Origin of the sequence: Segatella bryantii, assembly GCF_022024215.1 — a bacterium.
GTDB lineage: Bacteria > Bacteroidota > Bacteroidia > Bacteroidales > Bacteroidaceae > Prevotella > Prevotella bryantii.
In genome coordinates this window covers 2101782-2122116 of record NZ_CP091798.1, presented here as the reverse complement: position 1 = coordinate 2122116, position 20335 = coordinate 2101782, and the positions used below count along the sequence as shown (strand labels likewise).

Genomic DNA, 20335 nt, shown 5'->3' with positions numbered 1-20335 from the left:
GGCTGCAAGATTTGCCTCTTTAGCTCAGTTGGCCAGAGCACGTGATTTGTAATCTCGGGGTCGTTGGTTCGAATCCGACAAGAGGCTCAAGAAACGAAAAGTTCGTGGTCCGGGTAGTTTCCAGAGTGGCCAAATGGGGCAGACTGTAAATCTGCTGCTTCTAGCTTCGGTGGTTCGAATCCATCACTACCCACATTTGCGGAAATAGCTCAGTTGATAGAGCACTAGCCTTCCAAGCTGGGGGTCGCGGGTTTGAGCCCCGTTTTCCGCTCTATTTTTGTTCGCTGTAATAGCTCAGTGGTAGAGCACTTCCTTGGTAAGGAAGAGGTCCTGAGTTCAACTCTCAGTTACAGCTCTTTTTGTATATTTCGATCTTGAATAAGAGAAGAAAATATTTAAATAGATTATTCATTTATATAAATAAAAAGTTTAAGCTATGGCTAAGGAAGAATTCGTGCGTACCAAACCGCATGTAAATATTGGTACTATTGGTCATGTTGACCACGGTAAGACTACATTGACTGCAGCTATCTCTAAGGTTCTTAATGAGAAGCTTGGTACTGCTGAAGATGTTAAGTCATTCGATCAGATTGATAATGCACCTGAGGAGAAAGAGCGTGGTATTACTATTAATACAGCTCACATCGAGTACGAAACAGAAAATCGTCACTATGCACACGTTGACTGTCCGGGTCACGCTGACTATGTAAAGAACATGGTTACTGGTGCTGCTCAGATGGATGGTGCAATCTTGGTTGTTGCTGCTACTGATGGTCCTATGCCTCAGACTCGTGAGCACGTACTTCTCGCTCGTCAGGTAAATGTACCTCGTTTGGTTGTTTTCTTGAACAAGTGTGATATGGTTGACGACGAGGAAATGCTTGAACTCGTTGAAATGGAAGTACATGAAATCCTTGAGCAGTACGGTTATGAAGAGGATACTCCAATCGTTCGTGGTTCTGCACTTGGTGCTTTGAATGGCGTTGATAAGTGGGTTAATAGCGTACTTGAGTTGATGTCAACTTGTGATACTTGGATTCAGGAGCCTACTCGTGACCTCGATAAACCATTCTTGATGCCAGTTGAGGACGTATTCTCTATTACTGGTCGTGGTACTGTAGCTACAGGTCGTATTGAGACAGGTAAGTGCCATGTAGGTGATGAGGTTCAGTTGCTCGGTCTTGGTGAAGATAAGAAGTCTACTATCACTGGTGTTGAGATGTTCCGTAAGACTCTTCCAGAAGGTGAAGCTGGTGATAACGTAGGTTTGCTTCTCCGTGGTATCGATAAGGAAGAAGTTAAGCGTGGTATGGTAGTTGTACACCCAGGTGCTATTACTCCTCACGATCACTTCAAGGCTTCTATCTATGTTTTGAAGAAGGAAGAGGGTGGTCGTCATACTCCATTCGGTAACCACTATCGTCCTCAGTTCTATCTTCGTACAATGGACTGTACAGGTGAAATCAAACTTCCAGAGGGAGTAGAGATGGTTATGCCTGGTGATAACGTTGAGATTGAGGTTAGCTTGATTTATCGTGTTGCATTGAACGAAGGTCTTCGTTTCGCTATCCGTGAGGGTGGTCGTACAGTAGGTTCAGGTCAGATTACTGCTTTGCTTGAGGATCTTCCTGAGAACTGGCAGAATAAGAAGTAATTATAGATAATTACATAGTCTCCGCATCTTGCGGTGCGGAGACACATACGGGTTTAGCTCAGTTGGTAGAGCACTGGTCTCCAAAACCAGGTGTCGAGGGTTCGAGTCCTTCAACCCGTGCTAAAAGAAGATAATATGTTTACAAAGATAGTTAATTATTGCAAAGCTTGTTATAATGAGCTAGCGCATGAAACTACATGGCCAACTGGACGCGAATTAACGCACAGTGCAATGGTTGTATTATCTGCTTCCCTTGTCATTGCACTTGTAGTATTCGCCATGGATTCTGTTTTTAGATTCATCATGACTGGTCTTTATTCAATTGGTAACTAAGGAAAATGGCAGAGACAATTAACAAATGGTATGTTCTTAAAGCTGTAAGTGGTAAGGAAGCTAAAGTTAAGGAGTATATTGATGCTGAGATCAAACATAATGATTTGTTAGCAAATAATATTTCTCAAGTACTGATTCCTACAGTTAAACAAGCAACTTTAAGAAATGGTAAGAGAGTAGTCAAGGAGAAAGTAAGTCTTCCTGGCTATGTTTTTGTTGAAGCTAATCTTAAGGGTGATGTTGCTCATACTTTAAGATTTATGCCTAACGTATTAGGTTTCCTTGGTGGATTGGATGAGCCTACACCTGTTCCACAGGCAGATATCAATCGTATGCTTGGTACTGCTGATGAAACAGAGTTGGAAGAGAGTATGGATGTTCCTTATGCAGTAGATGATACTGTAAAGGTTACAGACGGTCCTTTCAGCGGTTTCAGTGGTGTTATTGAAGAAGTTGATTCTCAGAAGCACAAACTGAAGGTGATGGTTAAGATCTTCGGACGAAAGACCCCGTTGGAGCTGAGTTTTATGCAAGTTGAAAAAGAATAATGCCTGTTACGAAGTATTGTTCTTTTTATAAATTCAAATTTTTAATATACAAAAAAAATGGCTAAAGAAGTTGCTGGATTAATCAAATTACAGATTAAAGGTGGCGCTGCAAATCCTTCACCTCCAGTAGGACCTGCTCTTGGTTCTAAGGGTATAAATATTATGGGATTCTGCAAGGAGTTCAACGCCCGTACCCAGGATAAGGCTGGAAAAGTTTTACCAGTTGTTATCACTTACTATACAGATAAGTCATTTGATTTCGTTATCAAGACTCCTCCTGCAGCAGTTCAGCTGAAGGAAGCAGCCAAGGTAAAGTCTGGTTCAGGTCAGCCTAATCGTAAGAAGGTTGCTGAAATTACTTGGGATCAAGTAAAGGTAATCGCTGAAGATAAGTTGAAAGATCTTAACTGCTTTACAGTGGAATCAGCTATGAGACTTATTGCTGGTACAGCAAGAAGTATGGGTATCACTGTAAAAGGGGATTTCCCTGGTCAATAATTTATAACTTCAATTAGAAAAATGAGTAAACTGACAAAAAATCAAAAATCAGTAGCTGATAAGGTTGAAGCAGGGAAAGCATACTCTTTGGAGGAAGCTTCAAAATTGGTAAAGGAAATTACAACAACTAAGTTTGATGCTTCTCTTGATATTGACGTACGCTTGGGTGTAGATCCACGTAAAGCTAACCAGATGGTTCGTGGCGTTGTATCTCTCCCTAATGGAACAGGTAAAACAGTTCGTGTTCTTGCTCTTTGTACACCTGATCAGGAAGAAGCTGCTAAGGCAGCTGGTGCTGATTATGCAGGTCTCGATGAGTATATCGATAAGATCAAAAGTGGATGGCTCGACATTGATGTCATCATCACTATGCCATCTTGCATGGGTAAAGTAGGTCCTTTAGGTCGTTTCCTTGGTCCTCGTGGTTTAATGCCTAACCCAAAGAGTGGTACTGTAACAATGGACGTTGCTAAGGCAGTTAAAGAAGTTAAGCAGGGTAAGATTGACTTCAAGGTTGATAAGGCTGGTATTATCCACACATCAATCGGTAAGATTTCAATGACTCCTGAACAGATCGCTGGTAATGCAAGAGAATTCCTCAATACAGTTATCCGTTTGAAGCCTGCTTCTGCTAAAGGTACATACATCAAGAGTATCTTTATTTCTAGCACTATGAGTAAGGGTATCAAAATTGATCCTAAATCAGTTGAATAACTCTAAAAGTATTGAAAAATGAAGAAAGAAGTTAAAGATACTATTATCGTAGATTTAGGTCAGAAGTTGAAGGAATATCCTCACTTCTATCTAGTTGACGTAACTGGTCTTAACGCAGAGGCTACTAGCAAGCTCCGTCGTGATTGCTTTAAGCAGGAAATCAAGATGGTAGTTGTTAAGAATACCTTGTTGCGTGAGGCAATGGAAGCTTCAGATGTAGATTTCGCTCCATTATATGGTAGTCTTAAGAATAACACAGCTGTTCTTTTTGCTCATACTGCAAATGTACCAGCAAAACTTTTGAAGGACTACGCTAAAGAGGGCATTCCTGCATTGAAAGCCGCTTACGCTGAAGAAGAGTTCTATGTAGGTGCTGATAAACTTGATGAACTTGTTTCTATTAAGAGCAAGAACGAAGTTATCGCAGATATCGTTTCTTTGTTGCAATCACCTGCAAAGAATGTTATTTCTTCTCTACAATCAGGCGCAAACACTATTCATGGTGTGCTTAAGACTTTGGGCGAGCGTGCTGAATAATCAAAAGTCACAATTATTTACAGTATAAACAAAATTAAATTTTAGAATAAAATGGCAGACGTAAAAGCTATTGCAGAAGAGTTAGTAAATCTTACTGTTAAGGAAGTTAATGAATTGGCAACAGTCCTGAAGGACGAGTATGGTATTGAGCCTGCTGCTGCAGCTGTTGCTGTAGCTGCTGGTCCTGCTGCTGCAGGTGCTGCAGCTGAGGAGAAGTCAGCATTCGACGTAGTTCTCGTTGAAGTAGGTGCTACTAAACTCCAGGTAGTTAAGGCTGTTAAAGAGGCTTGTGGTCTCGGTTTGAAGGAAGCTAAGGATCTTTGCGACGCAGTTCCTGCAACATTGAAGGAAGGTGTAGCTAAGGACGAGGCTGAAAACCTTAAGAAGGCTATCGAAGAGGCTGGTGCTAAGGTAGAGCTTAAGTAATCGAACTTAACTTTTTAAAATATGGTTAGAGTCCACCAAGTAGGTGGGTTCTAACCTTTTTGTGTCTTATATATTTAGATTAACAACACCCGTTAAAATCTTCTAATGACAACAAAAGTAGTAAATAATAGAGTAAATTTTGCCAGCGTGCATAATCCGTATCCATTCTCGGATTTTCTCGATGTGCAGTTGAAGTCTTTCCGTGACTTCTTACAGTTGGATACTCCGCCTGAGGAACGCAAGAATGACGGTCTTTTTAAGGTATTTGCAGAGAATTTTCCTATAACCGATACAAGAAATAATTTCGTTCTTGAGTTCTTGGATTACTATATTGATCCGCCTCGTTATACTATTGACGAATGTTTGGAGCGCGGCTTGACTTATAGTGTACCTTTGAAGGCTAAGATGAAGCTGTACTGTACTGATCCTGATCATGAGGATTTTGGTACTTTTATCCAGGATGTTTTCTTGGGTACTATCCCTTATATGACACAGAATGGTACTTTTATCATTAATGGTGCTGAGCGTGTTGTCGTTGCTCAATTGCATCGTTCTCCTGGTGTATTCTTTGGTCAGGGTGTTCATGCAAATGGTACTGTACTTTATTCTGCACGTATCATTCCTTTTAAGGGTAGTTGGATTGAATTTGCAACTGACATCAATAATGTCATGTATGCATATATCGATCGTAAAAAGAAATTGCCTGTAACAACATTGCTTCGTGCGATGGGTTTTGAACAGGATAAAGATATTCTTCAGATTTTTGATCTTGCCGAGGAGGTAAAGGTTAATAAGAAAAATCTTAAGGCAGCTATTGGATGCAAGTTAGCTGCTCGTGTCTTGAAGAGTTGGAATGAAGACTTTGTTGATGAAGATACAGGTGAGGTTGTTTCTATAGAGCGTAATGAAGTCATTATGGACCGTGAAACAGAATTGACTGAAGAGAATATTGAGGATATTCTGGATAGCGGTACACCTACAATCTTACTTCATAAAGATGCAGAGGCTGCTAATAAGTTCTCTATTATCTTTAATACATTAGCTAAAGATCCAAGTAACTCTGAAAAGGAGGCTGTTAATTATATTTATCGTCAGTTGCGTAATGCAGATCCTGCTGATGATACTAGTGCTCGTGAAGTATTCCAAAATCTATTCTTCTCTGATAAGCGTTATGATTTAGGAGAAGTAGGCCGTTATCGTATCAATAAGAAACTTGGCTTGGATACTGATATGGATACTAGAGTCTTGACTAAGGAGGATATTATTGCTATTATCAAGTACTTGATTAAGCTTGTTAATTCTCAGGCTACTGTTGATGATATTGACCACTTATCTAATCGACGTGTTCGCACTGTTGGTGAACAGTTAGCTAATCAGTTCTCTATTGGTCTTGCTCGTATGAGCCGTACTATTCGTGAACGCATGAATGTTCGTGACAATGAAGTATTTACTCCAACAGACTTGATTAATGCTAAGACAATTTCTAGTGTTATCAATTCTTTCTTTGGTACAAATCCATTGTCACAGTTTATGGATCAAACTAATCCATTGGCAGAGGTTACTCACAAACGTCGTTTGTCAGCATTAGGTCCTGGTGGTTTGACACGTGAACGTGCAGGTTTCGAGGTGCGTGACGTACACTATACTCACTATGGTCGACTTTGTCCAATTGAGAGCCCTGAAGGTCCAAACATTGGTTTGATTTCTTCACTTTGTGTATATGCAACTATAAACGAACTTGGCTTTATCGAGACTCCATATCGTAAGGTTAATAATGGAGTTGTTGATATGGACAATGAAGATGTTGTTTTCTTGTCAGCTGAGGAAGAGGAAGGCAAAATTATTGGACAGGGTAATGCTCCTTTAAATGTTGATGGTACATTTATTCGTAAAGTCGTTAAGTGTCGTCAGGATGCAGATTATCCTGTAGTTACTCCTGAGAATGTAGACTATATGGATGTCGCTCCACAACAGATCGCTTCAGTTTCTGCTTGTTTGATTCCATTCTTGGAGCATGATGACGGTCACCGTGCTTTGATGGGATGTAACATGATGCGCCAGGCTGTTCCATTGCTTCACAATGAGGCACCTATCGTTGGTACTGGTCTTGAAAAGCAGGTATGTGAGGATTCACGTACTCAAGTTACAGCAGAAGGTGAGGGTGTAATCGATTACGTTGATGCTACAACAATTCGTATTTTGTATGATCGTACAGAAGAAGATGAGTTCGTAAGCTTTGAGCCAGCATTGAAAGAATATCGTATACCAAAGTTCCGTCGTACTAACCAGAACATGGTAGTCGATCTCCGTCCTATTTGTAGCAAGGGCCAGAGAGTTAAGAAGGGTGATATTCTGACAGAGGGTTATGCAACAGAAAATGGTGAATTGGCACTCGGTAGAAACCTCTTGGTAGCTTATATTCCTTGGAAGGGTTATAATTATGAGGATGCTGTCGTTATTTCTGAGCGTATGATTCGTGAGGATGTATTGACATCTGTACATGTTGACGAATATTCTCTTGATGTTCGTGAGACCAAGCGAGGTGTTGAGGAATTCACCAATGATATTCCAAATGTAAGTGAGGAAGCTACAAAGGATCTTGATGATAATGGTATCATTCGTGTAGGTGCTCGTGTTGAGCCAGGTGATATCTTGATCGGTAAGATTTCTCCTAAGGGTGAAAGTGATCCTTCTCCAGAAGAGAAGCTCCTCCGTGCGATTTTCGGTGATAAGGCTGGAGACGTTAAAGATTCTTCACTTAAGGCTAACCCTTCATTGAGTGGTGTTGTTATCGATAAGAAATTGTTCTCTCGTGCTGTTAAGACTCGTGAATCAAAGAAGCAGGATAAGATAATCTTAGCTAAGATAGACGAGGAGTATGAGGCAAAGAACGATGATCTTAAGGATATCCTTGTTGATAAGTTGTTGACTTTGACTGAGGGTAAGGTTTCTCAGGGAGTTAAGGACTATACAGGTGCAGAGATTATCACAAAGGGTAGTAAGTTTACTACTGTTGCTTTGAAAAATCTCGAGTATGATGGCGTAGAGTCTAATAATTGGACTGGCGATGAGCATACAGATAAGCTTATCCAAAAGTTGATTATGAACTATATCCGTAAGTATAAGCAACTTGATGCAGAATTGAAGCGTCGTAAGTTTGCAATTACTATTGGTGATGATCTTCCTTCTGGTATTTTGCAGATGGCAAAAGTATATATAGCTAAGAAGCGTAAGATTCAGGTAGGTGATAAACTTGCTGGTCGCCATGGTAATAAGGGTATTGTTTCTAAGATTGTAAGAATGGAAGATATGCCATTCCTCGAGGACGGTCGACCTGTAGATTTGGTTTTGAACCCAATGGGTGTGCCTTCTCGTATGAACTTGGGTCAGATTTTCGAGGCTATCCTTGGTGCTGCAGGTAAGAAGTTGGGTGTTAAGTTTGCTACACCTATTTTTGATGGTGCCAAACTTGATGATTTGTCAGAATGGACAGATAAGGCTGGTTTACCACGTTTGTGCTCTACTCATATCTTTGATGGTGAGACAGGTGAGCAATTCGATCAGCCAGCTACCATTGGTATGACTTACTTCTTGAAGCTTGGCCATATGGTAGAAGACAAGATGCATGCTCGTTCTATTGGTCCTTACAGTTTGATTACTCAGCAGCCACTGGGTGGTAAAGCTCAGTTTGGTGGTCAGCGTTTTGGAGAGATGGAGGTTTGGGCACTCGAGGCTTTCGGTGCCAGTCATGTACTTCAGGAAGTTCTTACCATCAAGTCGGATGATGTAGTAGGCCGTTCTAAAGCTTATGAGGCAATTGTCAAAGGTGATGCCATGCCAACTCCTGGTATCCCAGAATCACTTAACGTATTGCTTCATGAACTTCGTGGTCTTGGTTTGAGCATTAAACTCGATTAACAGTCAACCCCTTAACAAAAAGAAACATGGCTTTTAAAAAAGAGACAAAAGTAAAAAATAATTTTACGAAAATTACCATAGGTTTAGCTTCTCCTGAAGAAATCTTGGAAAATTCGTATGGCGAGGTTACTAAACCAGAAACCATTAACTATCGTACATATAAGCCTGAACGAGATGGTCTTTTCTGCGAGCGTATTTTTGGTCCTACTAAGGATTATGAGTGTGCTTGTGGTAAGTATAAGCGTATTCGTTATAAAGGCATTGTTTGTGATCGTTGTGGTGTAGAAGTTACAGAAAAGAAGGTTCGTCGTGAGCGTTGTGGTCATATCGAACTTGTAGTACCTGTTGCTCATATTTGGTATTTCCGTTCTTTGCCAAATAAGATAGGTTACCTTCTGGGTTTACCAACAAAGAAGCTTGACGCTGTTATCTACTATGAGAAGTATATCGTTGTCAAGCCAGGTGTTATGGAAGGTAAAAAAGATGCCGATGGTGTCGAATTAAATGGTTCTCATAAAATGGACCTCCTCAGTGAAGAGGAATATATCGATATTATCGATAATCAAATAGATCCTAATAATGATCGTTTGGCTGATGATGACCCAAATAAGTTTGTTGCTAAAATGGGTGCAGAAGCTATTTATGATCTCCTGACAGATATCGATCTTGATGGTCTTTCTTACCAGCTTCGCGACATGGCTAATAATGATTCTAGTCAGCAGCGTAAGACAGAAGCATTGAAGCGTCTTCAGGTTGTAGAAGCTTTCCGTACCAGCAAGGGTATTAACAGACCTGAGTGGATGATCATGAAGATTATTCCTGTTACTCCACCAGAACTTCGTCCATTGGTTCCACTTGATGGTGGTCGTTTTGCAACTTCTGACTTGAATGATCTTTATCGTCGTGTTATTATTCGTAATAACCGTTTGAAGAGACTTGTAGAAATCAAGGCTCCGGAAGTCATTTTACGTAACGAAAAACGTATGCTTCAGGAGGCTGTGGACAGTTTATTTGATAATTCTCGTAAGAGCTCAGCTGTTAAGAGTGAAAGTAATCGTCCTTTGAAGTCTTTGTCTGACTCTTTGAAAGGTAAGCAGGGACGTTTCCGTCAGAATTTGTTGGGTAAGCGTGTTGACTATTCTGCTCGTTCTGTAATCGTTGTAGGTCCTGAGCTGAATATGGGTGAATGCGGTCTTCCTAAGTTGATGGCTGCTGAGCTATATAAACCATTTATCATTCGCAAGCTTATTGAGCGTGGTATAGTAAAAACTGTAAAGAGCGCTAAGAAGATTGTTGACCGTCGTGAACCAGTTATTTGGGATATCCTTGAAAATGTAATGAAGGGTCACCCTGTTATGCTTAACCGTGCTCCGACACTTCACCGTTTGGGTATTCAGGCTTTCCAGCCAAAATTGATAGAGGGTAAAGCAATTCAGTTACATCCATTGGCTTGTACTGCATTTAATGCAGACTTCGATGGTGACCAGATGGCTGTTCACCTTCCTTTGAGTAATGAAGCTGTATTGGAAGCTCAGATTTTGATGCTTGAGAGCCACAATATCCTTAACCCTGCTAATGGTGCTCCTATCACCGTACCTGCACAGGATATGGTGCTTGGTTTGTATTATATTACTAAATTGCGTCCTGGTGCTAAGGGTGAAGGCTTGACTTTCTATGGTCCTGAAGAGGCAATTGTTGCAAGTAATGAGGGAAAGTGTGATTTACATGCGATTGTAAAGGTTGTAGTAGACGATATTGTTGATGGCAAGCATGTTAAACATATGGTTGAAACATCAGCAGGTCGTGTTATTGTAAACCAAATTGTCCCTGATGAGGTTGGTTACTTCAATGATATTATCTCTAAGAAAACTCTTCGTGGTATCATTGCTGATGTGATTGGTGCTGTCGGTATGGCACGTGCATGTAGCTTCTTGGATGGTATCAAGAATTTGGGTTATCGTATGTCTTATGAGGCTGGTCTTTCCTTCAATCTTGATGATATTATCATTCCAGAAGAAAAGGTCGCTATCGTAGAAAAGGGTAATAAGGAAGTTGAGGAAATTACCAATAATTATAATATGGGTTTCATCACAGATACCGAACGTTATAATCAGGTAATTGATACATGGACTCACGTAAATAATGACTTGGGTAACATTCTGATGAAGGAGATGCGCGAGGCAGATCAGGGTTTCAATGCTGTTTATATGATGCTTGATTCTGGTGCTCGTGGTTCTAAAGATCAGATTAAGCAGCTGTCTGGTATGCGTGGTTTGATGGCAAAACCTCAAAAAGCAGGTGCAGAAGGTGCTCAAATTATTGAAAACCCAATTTTGTCAAACTTTAAAGAGGGTATGTCTGTGTTGGAATACTTTATTTCTTCACATGGTGCTCGTAAGGGTTTGGCTGATACTGCTATGAAAACTGCAGATGCTGGTTATTTGACTAGACGTTTGGTTGACGTAGCTCATGATGTTATTATTACTGAAGAAGATTGTGGTACATTAAGAGGCCTAGTTTGCTCGGCTTTGAAGAATGGTGATGAAATCATTTCAACGTTGTATGAGCGTGTTCTTGGTCGTGTATCTGTACATGATGTTGTAGATCCAACTACAGGTAATCTTATAGTTGCTGCTGGTGAAGAAATTACTGAGCCTAAGGCCAAAGCTATTGAAAATTCGCCAATCGAAAGTGTAGAGATACGTTCTGTACTTACTTGTGAAAGTAAGCATGGTGTTTGTATGAAGTGTTATGGTCGTAACTTGGCTACAGCTAGAATGGTACAGCTGGGTGAAGCTGTGGGCGTTATCGCAGCTCAGGCTATTGGTGAACCTGGTACACAGTTGACTCTTCGTACATTCCACGCTGGTGGTATTGCTGCTAACGCTGCTGCTAATGCTAATATTACGGCAAAGAATGATGCAAAACTAGAATTCGATGAACTTCGTGTTGTTCCTTTTGTAGAGGAAGATGAGGAAGGTAATGATATTAATTGTCAGATGGTAGTAAGCCGTTTGGCTGAGGTTCGTTTTGTAGATCCTAATACAGGTATTGTTCTTTCTAGCTTGAATGTTCCTTATGGTGCTTCTTTGTATAAAAAGCACGGAGATGTAGTTAAGAAAGGTGATGTTATCTGTAAATGGGACCCATTTAACGCCGTTATCGTATCTGAATATGCTGGTGTTCTGAAGTTTAATGATGTTGTTGAAGGTCAGACTTATCGTGCAGAGACCGATGAAACAACAGGCTTGACTGAAAAGATCATTACTGATTCTAAAAATAGATCTTTGGTTCCTACATGTGATGTAGTTGATGCTGAAGGTAATGTAGTAGGTACATATAACTTCCCTGTAGGTGGTCACGTTGTTGTTGAAGATGGTCAGACCATTAGTACAGGTACAACATTGGTTAAAATACCTCGTGCTGTTGGTGGTGCTGGTGATATTACCGGTGGTCTTCCTCGTGTAACCGAGTTGTTTGAGGCACGTAATCCTTCTAATCCTGCTATTGTTTCTGAAATTGATGGTGAGGTTACTATGGGTAAGGTTAAACGTGGTAATCGTGAAATCATCGTAACTTCTAAGACTGGTGACCAAAAGAAATACTTGGTTCCATTGTCTAAGCAGATCCTTGTACAGGAACATGATGCTGTTCGTGCAGGTACACCTCTTTCTGATGGTGTTACAACTCCAGGTGATATTCTTGCTATTAAGGGTCCTACCGCTGTACAGGAGTATATTGTTAACGAAGTTCAGGATGTTTACCGTCTTCAGGGTGTGAAGATTAATGATAAGCACTTTGAAATCATTGTTCGTCAGATGATGCGTAAGGTTCGTATCGATGATCCGGGTGATACAACATTCCTCGAGCAGGAACTTGTTGATAAACTCGACTTTGCTGATGAAAATGATCGTATTTGGGGCAAGAAGGTCGTTACAGATGCAGGTGATTCAGAATTGCTTAAACCTGGTCAGATTGTGACGGTTCGTAAGCTAAGAGATGAGAACTCTAGCTTGAAGCGTAGAGACTTGAAGTTAGTTCAGGTTAGAGATGCTGTTCCAGCTACATCTACCCAAATCCTTCAGGGTATTACCCGTGCAGCTTTGGGTACTAAGAGTTTCATGAGTGCTGCATCATTCCAGGAAACTACTAAGGTACTCTGTGAGGCTGCAATTCGCGGTAAGAGTGATTATCTTGAGGGTATGAAGGAAAATGTTATTTGTGGTCATTTGATTCCTGCAGGTACAGGTCTTCGTCAATGGCAGAAACTTGTTGTAGGTTCAAAGGAAGAATATGAGCGTATACAGGCTAATAGAAAGAATGTTCTTGACTTTGCAGATAACAATGTTGCAACAGAATAATCTTTAATATTATACTTTTAAAAAGGAGTTGTCATTTTAATAATGACAACTCCTTTTTTAGTTATAGATTTGTGTGTTCTATGTATTTTAAGTATCTTTGCAAAGTAAAATCCAATTATAATTATTACTTATGGCAGAAAATTCAGATAAAGAAAATGGTAAAGCGGTTCAAATAGATATTAAACCTGAGGTTGCTCAAGGTGAATATTCTAATTTGGTGTTGATAGCTCATTCAAGTTCAGATTTTATATTAGATTTTGCTAAAATACTGCCAGGGATGCAGCAGCCACAAGTCAAAAGTAGAGTGATTTTGGCTCCAGAACATGCCAAGAAACTTTTATTGGCATTGAAGGAAAACATTTTTAATTACGAGAGTGCTTATGGAGAAATTAATATTTCAGATCAGGCCCCTCGTACTATAGCTCCTTTTAATACTGGAGGTAATGAAGCTTGACGTAATTTATTTTGTGAATATATTCTTGCCCCATTAGAGCTTCTGACAGTAGTACTTTTGGTCTGTATTTTTGGAGTCTACAGCAAAGTCTTTGTACGCTCATTTGAAAGAATACTTGACTTTAAACTAGTTGCTACATGCTGTTTACTAAAGTTTTAGTCTTAGCTGGTTGTAATAGACTAGTGGATCTGTCTAATAAAACTTGATGTATTCCAATGGTGAACTTCGATAATGTTGCATGACAATATCATGTATCTGAAAGTTTATAATCAAATTGAAGAGTAGAGGTCTGTTTCACTCTCACACAGTTATTGAAACGTTTTCAGAACTATACTTATTATAGAGAAATTCTACTCAACTGCTAATTATATTTACTGCTATCTGTTTTTAAAGTCTTAGTTACTATAGAATACCACTTGCTGAACTTGTTGGATTTTAAAGTTAAACATTAAAAAAATATTAATAAAGACTATATTCTGCTAATTTTTGATTAATATGGTCTTTTTATTTTAGATAATAGATATCATATTGCGGGATTTTTTGTACCTTTGCAGCCCGAAACGGTTTGTGAAAAGTTGTTTCGTAACAGGTTGATAATAAACAAAATAAATATATAAATTAAAAAGTAAAATTATGCCTACTATTTCACAATTGGTTAGAAAGGGCAGAAAGGTATTGGTAGACAAGAGCAAGTCACCAGCTTTGGATAGCTGTCCACAGCGTCGTGGTGTTTGTGTTCGTGTATACACAACTACTCCTAAGAAGCCTAATTCAGCAATGCGTAAAGTTGCTCGTGTGCGTTTGACAAATCAGAAAGAGGTTAACTCTTATATTCCAGGAGAAGGTCATAACTTGCAGGAGCATTCAATTGTTTTGGTACGTGGTGGTCGTGTTAAGGACCTTCCAGGTGTGCGTTATCATATCGTACGTGGTACACTTGATACTGCGGGTGTTGCTAATCGTACACAGCGCCGTTCTAAGTATGGTGCAAAGCGCCCTAAGGCAAAGAAGTAATATCAACTTATTATTAAGCTGAAGGCTATTAGTTAGGATAAAAGGCTAAGTGCTAGATGCTTTTATGTTTTTTTTTAGTTTTGCTGGAGAAGTAACAGGTTGAGTAAACGCTCGAGTGAGAGCATTGAAGAACATTGAAACAGCCCCAGTCAAATAATTTTTATTAAAATGAGAAAAGCAAAACCAAAGAAGAGAGTGATCATTCCAGATCCTGTCTTCAACGACCAGAAGGTCTCTAAGTTCGTTAATCATTTGATGTATGATGGTAAAAAGAATACATCTTATGAAATTTTCTACAAAGCTCTTGATAATGTAAAGGCTAAAGCTGCAAACGAAGAGAAATCAGCTCTTGAAATTTGGAAGGCAGCTTTGGATAACATTACTCCTCAGGTAGAAGTTAAGAGTCGCCGTATCGGTGGTGCTACTTTCCAGGTTCCTACAGAAATTCGTCCTGATCGTAAGGAAAGTATCGCTATGAAGAATCTTATTGCATTTGCTCGTAAACGTAGTGGTAAGTCTATGGCAGAGAAATTGGCTGCAGAGATTATGGACGCATTCAATAATCAGGGTGGTGCATACAAGCGTAAAGAAGATATGCATCGTATGGCTGAGGCTAACCGTGCATTCGCTCACTTTAGATTCTAATCATTTAGGAGGATTATAAGAAATGGCAAATCGTGATTTACATTTGACTCGTAACATCGGTATCATGGCTCACATTGATGCTGGTAAGACTACAACATCAGAGCGTATCTTGTTCTATACAGGAAAGACTCATAAAATTGGTGAGGTACACGATGGTGCGGCTACAATGGACTGGATGGCTCAGGAGCAGGAGCGTGGTATTACAATTACATCTGCTGCTACTACTTGTAACTGGAATTATAACGGTAATAGCTATAAAATTAACTTGATCGATACTCCGGGACACGTTGACTTTACTGCTGAGGTAGAGCGTTCTCTTCGTGTTCTTGATGGTGCTGTTGCTACATATTCAGCTGCAGATGGTGTTCAGCCACAGTCTGAAACTGTATGGCGTCAGGCAGATAAATATAACGTTCCTCGTATTGGTTATGTTAATAAGATGGACCGTTCTGGTGCAGATTTCTTTGAAACTGTACAGCAGATGAAGGATATCCTTGGTGCTCATCCAGTTCCTGTTCAGATTCCAATTGGTGCAGAGGAAAACTTCAAAGGTGTCGTTGACTTGATTAAGATGAAGGCTATCTTATGGCATGATGAGACCATGGGTGCAGAATATGAAATTGAAGATATTCCTGCTGATTTGGTTGATGAAGCACAGGAGTGGCACGATAAGATGATCGAGGATGCAGCTAACTTTGATGATGAAATTATGGAACTTTATCTCGATGGTAAAGATATTCCAGAAGATAAGATTCTTGCTGCTCTTCGTAAGGGTTGTATTGCAATGGAGTTAACTCCTATGACTCTTGGTTCTTCTTATAAGAATAAGGGTGTACAGCCACTTCTTGATTATGTTTGTGCTTTCCTTCCATCACCTCTTGATACTCCTGCAATCGTAGGTGAAAATCCTGAAACAGGTGAAGAAGATAGTCGTAAGCCTTCAGAGACAGAGGCAACTTCTGCTCTTGCATTTAAGATTGCAACTGATCCATTCATGGGTCGTCTTGTTTTCTTCCGTGTTTATTCTGGTAAGATTGAGGCTGGTTCTTATGTTTACAACCCTCGTTCAGGAAAACGTGAGCGTATCAGCCGTTTGTTCCAGATGAACTCTAAGCAAGAGATTCCAATGGATTCAATCGATGCTGGTGATATTGGTGCAGGTGTTGGTTTCAAAGATATTCGTACCGGTGATACTTTGTGTGATGAAAATCACCCAATCGTATTGGAATCTATGTCATTCCCTGATACTGTAATTTCTATTGCAGTTGAACCTAAGAGTCAGGCTGATGTAGCTAAAATGGATAATGGTCTTGCAAAATTGGCAGAAGAGGATCCAACGTTTACAGTTCGTACTGATGAGCAGAGTGGTCAGACTATTATTTCTGGTATGGGTGAGCTTCACCTTGATATTATCATCGATCGTTTGAAGCGTGAGTTCAAGGTTGAGTGTAATCAGGGTAAACCTCAGGTTAACTATAAAGAGGCTATTACTAAGGCAGCTCAGAGCCGTGAAACTTATAAGAAGCAGTCTGGTGGTCGTGGTAAGTTCGCATGTATCGATGTTACTATCGAACCTAAGGATGAGGATTACACAGAGGGTGACTTGCAGTTCATTAACCAGGTTAAAGGTGGTAATGTGCCTAAGGAATTCATTCCTTCTGTAGAGAAGGGTTTCAAGGATTGCCTTTCTGCAGGTGTTCTTGGTGGCTTCCCAATGACTGGTCTTAAAGTTACATTGAATGATGGTAGCTTCCATCCTGTAGACTCTGACCAGTTGTCTTTCGAGTTAGTTGCACATCAGGCATTTAAGGTTCTCTGCCCTAAGGCAGGTCCTGTTTTGATGGAGCCTATCATGAAGGTTGAAGTTGTTACTCCAGAGGAGAACATGGGTGATGTTATTGGTGACTTGAATAAACGTCGTGGTTTAGTTCAGGGTATGGAAGAAGCTCGTAGTGGTGCTCGTATCGTTAAAGCTATGGTTCCATTGGCTGAAATGTTCGGTTATGTAACAGCTCTCCGTACAATCACTTCTGGTCGTGCAACATCTTCTATGGAGTATGATCATCATTCACCTCTTTCTTCTTCTATTGCTAAGGCTGTGCTTGAAGAAGTTAAGGGTAATTCAGAACTTCTGTAATAAGATATAAAACTAAGAAGAGACGCTGTTTAGCGAATGACTCTTAATCAGTGCTCTCTTCTTTCTATTTTTAATATATAATTTATTTTATCTAATGAGTCAAAAAATTAGAATTAAGCTTAAGTCTTATGACCACCAGTTGGTAGATAAGTCAGCTGAAAAGATTGTGAAGGCTGTTAAGGCAACAGGCGCTATTGTTAGCGGTCCTATTCCATTGCCAACACACAAGCGTATTTTTACTGTAAACCGTAGTACTTTCGTTAATAAGAAGTCTCGTGAGCAGTTCCAGTTGTCAGATTTCAAGCGTCTTATTGATATCTATAGCTCAACAGCTAAGACTGTAGACGCACTTATGAAACTTGAATTGCCTAGTGGTGTTGAAGTAGAAATTAAAGTTTAACTATTTATATTAAATTGAAATGCCAGGATTAATTGGAAGAAAAATCGGAATGACATCCGTTTTCAGTGCCGACGGTAAGAATGTACCGTGCACTGTTATCGAAGCAGGTCCTTGTGTAGTAACCCAGGTTAAAACCGTAGAAAAAGATGGCTACAAGGCTGTTCAGCTTGGTTTCGGTGAGGCTAAAGAGAAGAATACTTCAAAGCCTTTGATGGGAACCTTTAAGAAAGCCGGCACAACACCTAAGAAGCACTTGGCCGAGTTCAAGTTTGATGAGGAATTAAACTTAGGTGATACCTTGACTGTGGAAATCTTCAATGATGCTCAGTTTGTAGACGTTGTTGGTACCTCAAAGGGTAAAGGTTTCCAGGGTGTTGTTAAGCGTCACGGTTTCGGTGGTGTAGGTCAGTCTACTCATGGTCAGGATGACCGTGCTCGTAAGCCAGGTTCTATTGGTGCTTGTTCTTACCCAGCAAAAGTATTTAAGGGTATGAGAATGGGTGGCCAGATGGGTGGCGACAGAGTAACTACTCAAAACCTTAAGGTGTTAAAAGTAATTCCAGAGCATAATCTCATTCTTGTTAAGGGTTCTGTAGCTGGATGCAATGGTTCAACTGTTTTAATTGAGAAGTAATGGAAGTTAACGTATTAGATATTAAAGGTCAGGAGACCGGCCGTAAGGTAACTCTTAATGATGCTATCTTCGGAATTGAACCTAACGATCACGTTCTTTATCTCGATGTTAAGCAGTATCTCGCTAACCAGCGTCAGGGTACAGCTAAGTCTAAAGAAAGAAGTGAGATGTCTGGTTCAACTCGTAAGTTGGGACGCCAGAAAGGTGGTGGTGGAGCTCGTCGCGGTGATATCAACTCTCCAGTTCTCGTTGGTGGTGGTCGTGTATTTGGTCCTAAGCCACGTGATTATCGTTTCAAATTGAACAAAAAAGTTAAGGTTTTGGCTCGTAAGTCAGCTTTAACTTACAAGGCACAGGAAAATGCTATTGTTGTTGTTGAAGATTTCAATTTTGAAGCTCCAAAGACTAAAGATTTTGTAAATATTGCTAAAAATCTTAAAGTTGACAACAAGAAGGCGTTGGTAGTTTTGCCAGAAGTAAATAAAAATGTATATTTGTCCGCTCGTAACTTAAAGAAGGCTAATGTCGAGACAGCATCATCTATCAATGCATATAAAGTTTTGAATGCTGATGTTCTTGTTATTTCAGAAAGCTCACTTGAGACAATCGAGTCAATCTTAAATAAATAAAGGAGAGAAATATGTCAATTATCATTAAACCATTGGTCACAGAAAAGCAGGCCAAGATGACAGAGAAACAGCCTAACCGCTATGGTTTTGTTGTTCGCCCTGAGGCAAATAAGCTCGAAATTAAGAAAGAGGTTGAGAGTCTCTATAAGGTTACAGTCGTAAGTGTGAATACGGTTCGTTATGCAGGTAAGCGTCAAGCACGTTATACAAAGGCTGGTCTCGTAAAGGGACAGAAGAACGCATTCAAAAAGGCAATCGTTACCGTTAAGGATGGCGATCAAATTGATTTTTACAGCAATATTTAAATAAAAAATGGCAGTACGTAAATTTAAACCGGTAACTCCGGGACAAAGACACAAAGTTATTGGCACGTTCGAGGATATTACTGCATCCGTGCCAGAGAAGTCTCTCGTTTACGGCAAACGTTCTACTGGTGGTAGAAATAACACTGGTAAAATGACCGTTCGCTACATTGGCGGTGGCCATAAGCAGAAGTATCGTCTTATAGACTTCAAACGTGAGAAAGATGGTGTTCCAGCTGTAGTTAAGTCAATCGAGTATGATCCAAATAGATCTGCTCGTATTGCGCTTTTATACTATGCAGATGGTGAAAAACGTTACATTATTGCTCCTAATGGACTGCAGGTTGGTGCAACCTTAATGTCTGGTGCTGATGCTGCACCAGAAGTAGGTAATTCACTTCCACTTGCTAATATCCCAGTTGGTACTGTAATTCATAACATTGAATTACGTCCAGGTCAGGGTGCTTTATTGGTTCGTTCGGCTGGTAATTTTGCTCAGTTGACTTCTCGTGAGGGCAGTTATTGTGTTATTAAGCTTCCTTCTGGCGAAACTCGTCAGATCTTGAGTGCTTGTAAGGCTACTATTGGTAGTGTAGGTAATTCTGATCATGCTCTAGAACAGTCTGGTAAGGCTGGTCGTTCTAGATGGTTGGGACGTCGTCCTCACAACCGTGGTGTTGTTATGAACCCTGTTGATCACCCAATGGGTGGTGGTGAAGGCCGTCAGAGTGGTGGTCATCCACGTTCACGTAAGGGCTTGTACGCTAAGGGTCTCAAGACTCGTGCACCTAAGAAGCTTTCTAACAAGTATATTATCGAAAGAGCTAAAAAATAAAGAGTAAATTATGAGTCGTTCATTAAAAAAAGGTCCATATATTAACGTATCACTCGAGAAGAAAATTCTTGCTATGAATGAGAGTGGTAAGAAATCTGTAGTTAAGACATGGGCTAGAGCTTCAATGATTTCCCCTGATTTTGTGGGTCATACTGTTGCAGTTCATAACGGAAACAAATTTATCCCTGTTTATGTTACAGAGAATATGGTTGGTCATAAGTTAGGTGAGTTCTCACCTACTCGTCGTTTTGGCGGACACTCTGGTAATAATAAGAAGTAAGGGTTAAATCCATTTA

Annotated in this window: 19 protein-coding genes and 5 tRNA genes; all 24 read left to right on the top strand. The window is 40.1% G+C overall.

Annotated features, from left to right (window positions below; translation table 11 throughout):
• Window positions 1–13: 13 nt before the first annotated feature.
• The 24 genes from L6471_RS13085 (at window position 14) to rpsS (ending at window position 20319) form a co-directional block, all read left to right on the top strand.
• Window positions 14–87, top strand: a tRNA-Thr gene (locus L6471_RS13085).
• Between the two features lie 24 nt (window positions 88–111).
• A tRNA-Tyr gene (locus L6471_RS13080) sits at window positions 112–193 on the top strand.
• A gap of 5 nt (window positions 194–198) precedes the next feature.
• Window positions 199–271, top strand: a tRNA-Gly gene (locus L6471_RS13075).
• Window positions 272–283: 12 nt separating this feature from the next.
• A tRNA-Thr gene (locus L6471_RS13070) sits at window positions 284–355 on the top strand.
• An 81-nt stretch (window positions 356–436) separates the two neighbouring features.
• Complete coding sequence (gene tuf / locus L6471_RS13065; protein ID WP_074803322.1) at window positions 437–1654, top strand: elongation factor Tu; 1218 nt, start codon at window positions 437–439, stop codon at window positions 1652–1654.
• Between the two features lie 47 nt (window positions 1655–1701).
• Window positions 1702–1774 (top strand) — tRNA-Trp (locus tag L6471_RS13060).
• A gap of 15 nt (window positions 1775–1789) precedes the next feature.
• Window positions 1790–1987 (top strand): preprotein translocase subunit SecE, encoded by a 198-nt coding sequence (gene secE / locus L6471_RS13055; RefSeq protein WP_036858065.1) that lies wholly within the window; start codon window positions 1790–1792, stop codon window positions 1985–1987.
• A 5-nt stretch (window positions 1988–1992) separates the two neighbouring features.
• A complete protein-coding gene (nusG, locus tag L6471_RS13050) occupies window positions 1993–2535 on the top strand; it encodes a transcription termination/antitermination protein NusG (RefSeq protein WP_027453359.1) in 543 nt (180 codons plus the stop codon).
• Window positions 2536–2592: 57 nt separating this feature from the next.
• Window positions 2593–3033 (top strand): 50S ribosomal protein L11, encoded by a 441-nt coding sequence (rplK, locus tag L6471_RS13045; protein WP_027453358.1) that lies wholly within the window; start codon window positions 2593–2595, stop codon window positions 3031–3033.
• A 21-nt stretch (window positions 3034–3054) separates the two neighbouring features.
• Complete coding sequence (rplA, locus tag L6471_RS13040; protein ID WP_027453357.1) at window positions 3055–3747, top strand: 50S ribosomal protein L1; 693 nt, start codon at window positions 3055–3057, stop codon at window positions 3745–3747.
• Between the two features lie 18 nt (window positions 3748–3765).
• Window positions 3766–4284 carry a 50S ribosomal protein L10 gene (gene rplJ, locus L6471_RS13035; RefSeq protein ID WP_027453356.1) on the top strand — a complete coding sequence of 173 codons (519 nt, stop codon included), beginning with the start codon at window positions 3766–3768 and terminating at the stop codon, window positions 4282–4284.
• 51 nt (window positions 4285–4335) lie between these two features.
• Window positions 4336–4710, top strand: a complete 375-nt coding sequence (gene rplL / locus L6471_RS13030; protein ID WP_027453355.1) for a 50S ribosomal protein L7/L12 — start codon at window positions 4336–4338, stop codon at window positions 4708–4710.
• A 105-nt stretch (window positions 4711–4815) separates the two neighbouring features.
• On the top strand, window positions 4816–8628 hold the full coding sequence (gene rpoB, locus L6471_RS13025; RefSeq protein WP_027453354.1) for a DNA-directed RNA polymerase subunit beta: 3813 nt from the start codon (window positions 4816–4818) through the stop codon (window positions 8626–8628).
• A gap of 26 nt (window positions 8629–8654) precedes the next feature.
• The gene (gene rpoC, locus L6471_RS13020; protein ID WP_027453353.1) at window positions 8655–12989 is read left to right on the top strand and encodes a DNA-directed RNA polymerase subunit beta'; all 4335 of its coding nucleotides are present in this window, start codon (window positions 8655–8657) and stop codon (window positions 12987–12989) included.
• Between the two features lie 130 nt (window positions 12990–13119).
• Window positions 13120–13443, top strand: coding sequence for a DUF3467 domain-containing protein (locus L6471_RS13015; RefSeq protein ID WP_006283662.1), 324 nt, complete (start codon window positions 13120–13122; stop codon window positions 13441–13443).
• A 633-nt stretch (window positions 13444–14076) separates the two neighbouring features.
• Window positions 14077–14457, top strand: coding sequence for a 30S ribosomal protein S12 (gene rpsL, locus L6471_RS13010; RefSeq protein WP_006283661.1), 381 nt, complete (start codon window positions 14077–14079; stop codon window positions 14455–14457).
• Between the two features lie 168 nt (window positions 14458–14625).
• Window positions 14626–15102, top strand: a complete 477-nt coding sequence (rpsG, locus tag L6471_RS13005; protein WP_006283660.1) for a 30S ribosomal protein S7 — start codon at window positions 14626–14628, stop codon at window positions 15100–15102.
• A 22-nt stretch (window positions 15103–15124) separates the two neighbouring features.
• Window positions 15125–17239, top strand: a complete 2115-nt coding sequence (gene fusA, locus L6471_RS13000; protein ID WP_074803329.1) for an elongation factor G — start codon at window positions 15125–15127, stop codon at window positions 17237–17239.
• Window positions 17240–17333: 94 nt separating this feature from the next.
• Entirely contained in the window at window positions 17334–17639 is a 306-nt protein-coding gene (rpsJ, locus tag L6471_RS12995) for a 30S ribosomal protein S10 (RefSeq protein WP_006283658.1), read from the top strand.
• Between the two features lie 19 nt (window positions 17640–17658).
• Window positions 17659–18273: a 50S ribosomal protein L3 gene (gene rplC / locus L6471_RS12990; RefSeq protein ID WP_006283657.1), complete on the top strand. Its 615-nt coding sequence runs from the start codon at window positions 17659–17661 to the stop codon at window positions 18271–18273.
• Entirely contained in the window at window positions 18273–18902 is a 630-nt protein-coding gene (gene rplD / locus L6471_RS12985; RefSeq protein WP_006283656.1) for a 50S ribosomal protein L4, read from the top strand. Before rplC ends, rplD begins: the two co-directional genes overlap by 1 nt.
• An 11-nt stretch (window positions 18903–18913) precedes the next feature.
• The gene (gene rplW, locus L6471_RS12980) at window positions 18914–19207 is read left to right on the top strand and encodes a 50S ribosomal protein L23 (protein WP_006283655.1); all 294 of its coding nucleotides are present in this window, start codon (window positions 18914–18916) and stop codon (window positions 19205–19207) included.
• Between the two features lie 7 nt (window positions 19208–19214).
• Entirely contained in the window at window positions 19215–20039 is an 825-nt protein-coding gene (gene rplB / locus L6471_RS12975) for a 50S ribosomal protein L2 (RefSeq protein WP_006283654.1), read from the top strand.
• A 10-nt stretch (window positions 20040–20049) separates the two neighbouring features.
• Window positions 20050–20319, top strand: a complete 270-nt coding sequence (rpsS, locus tag L6471_RS12970) for a 30S ribosomal protein S19 (RefSeq protein ID WP_006283653.1) — start codon at window positions 20050–20052, stop codon at window positions 20317–20319.
• Window positions 20320–20335: the final 16 nt, after the last annotated feature.

Bases quoted from the DNA above. Each gene is read 5' to 3' on its own strand.
- tuf (WP_074803322.1), top strand. From the start codon at position 437: ATGGCTAAGGAAGAATTCGTGCGTACCAAACCGCATGTAAATATTGGT.
- secE (WP_036858065.1), top strand. From the start codon at position 1,790: ATGTTTACAAAGATAGTTAATTATTGCAAAGCTTGTTATAATGAGCTA.
- nusG (WP_027453359.1), top strand. From the start codon at position 1,993: ATGGCAGAGACAATTAACAAATGGTATGTTCTTAAAGCTGTAAGTGGT.
- rplK (WP_027453358.1), top strand. From the start codon at position 2,593: ATGGCTAAAGAAGTTGCTGGATTAATCAAATTACAGATTAAAGGTGGC.
- rplA (WP_027453357.1), top strand. From the start codon at position 3,055: ATGAGTAAACTGACAAAAAATCAAAAATCAGTAGCTGATAAGGTTGAA.
- rplJ (WP_027453356.1), top strand. From the start codon at position 3,766: ATGAAGAAAGAAGTTAAAGATACTATTATCGTAGATTTAGGTCAGAAG.
- rplL (WP_027453355.1), top strand. From the start codon at position 4,336: ATGGCAGACGTAAAAGCTATTGCAGAAGAGTTAGTAAATCTTACTGTT.
- rpoB (WP_027453354.1), top strand. From the start codon at position 4,816: ATGACAACAAAAGTAGTAAATAATAGAGTAAATTTTGCCAGCGTGCAT.
- rpoC (WP_027453353.1), top strand. From the start codon at position 8,655: ATGGCTTTTAAAAAAGAGACAAAAGTAAAAAATAATTTTACGAAAATT.
- L6471_RS13015 (WP_006283662.1), top strand. From the start codon at position 13,120: ATGGCAGAAAATTCAGATAAAGAAAATGGTAAAGCGGTTCAAATAGAT.
- rpsL (WP_006283661.1), top strand. From the start codon at position 14,077: ATGCCTACTATTTCACAATTGGTTAGAAAGGGCAGAAAGGTATTGGTA.
- rpsG (WP_006283660.1), top strand. From the start codon at position 14,626: ATGAGAAAAGCAAAACCAAAGAAGAGAGTGATCATTCCAGATCCTGTC.
- fusA (WP_074803329.1), top strand. From the start codon at position 15,125: ATGGCAAATCGTGATTTACATTTGACTCGTAACATCGGTATCATGGCT.
- rpsJ (WP_006283658.1), top strand. From the start codon at position 17,334: ATGAGTCAAAAAATTAGAATTAAGCTTAAGTCTTATGACCACCAGTTG.
- rplC (WP_006283657.1), top strand. From the start codon at position 17,659: ATGCCAGGATTAATTGGAAGAAAAATCGGAATGACATCCGTTTTCAGT.
- rplD (WP_006283656.1), top strand. From the start codon at position 18,273: ATGGAAGTTAACGTATTAGATATTAAAGGTCAGGAGACCGGCCGTAAG.
- rplW (WP_006283655.1), top strand. From the start codon at position 18,914: ATGTCAATTATCATTAAACCATTGGTCACAGAAAAGCAGGCCAAGATG.
- rplB (WP_006283654.1), top strand. From the start codon at position 19,215: ATGGCAGTACGTAAATTTAAACCGGTAACTCCGGGACAAAGACACAAA.
- rpsS (WP_006283653.1), top strand. From the start codon at position 20,050: ATGAGTCGTTCATTAAAAAAAGGTCCATATATTAACGTATCACTCGAG.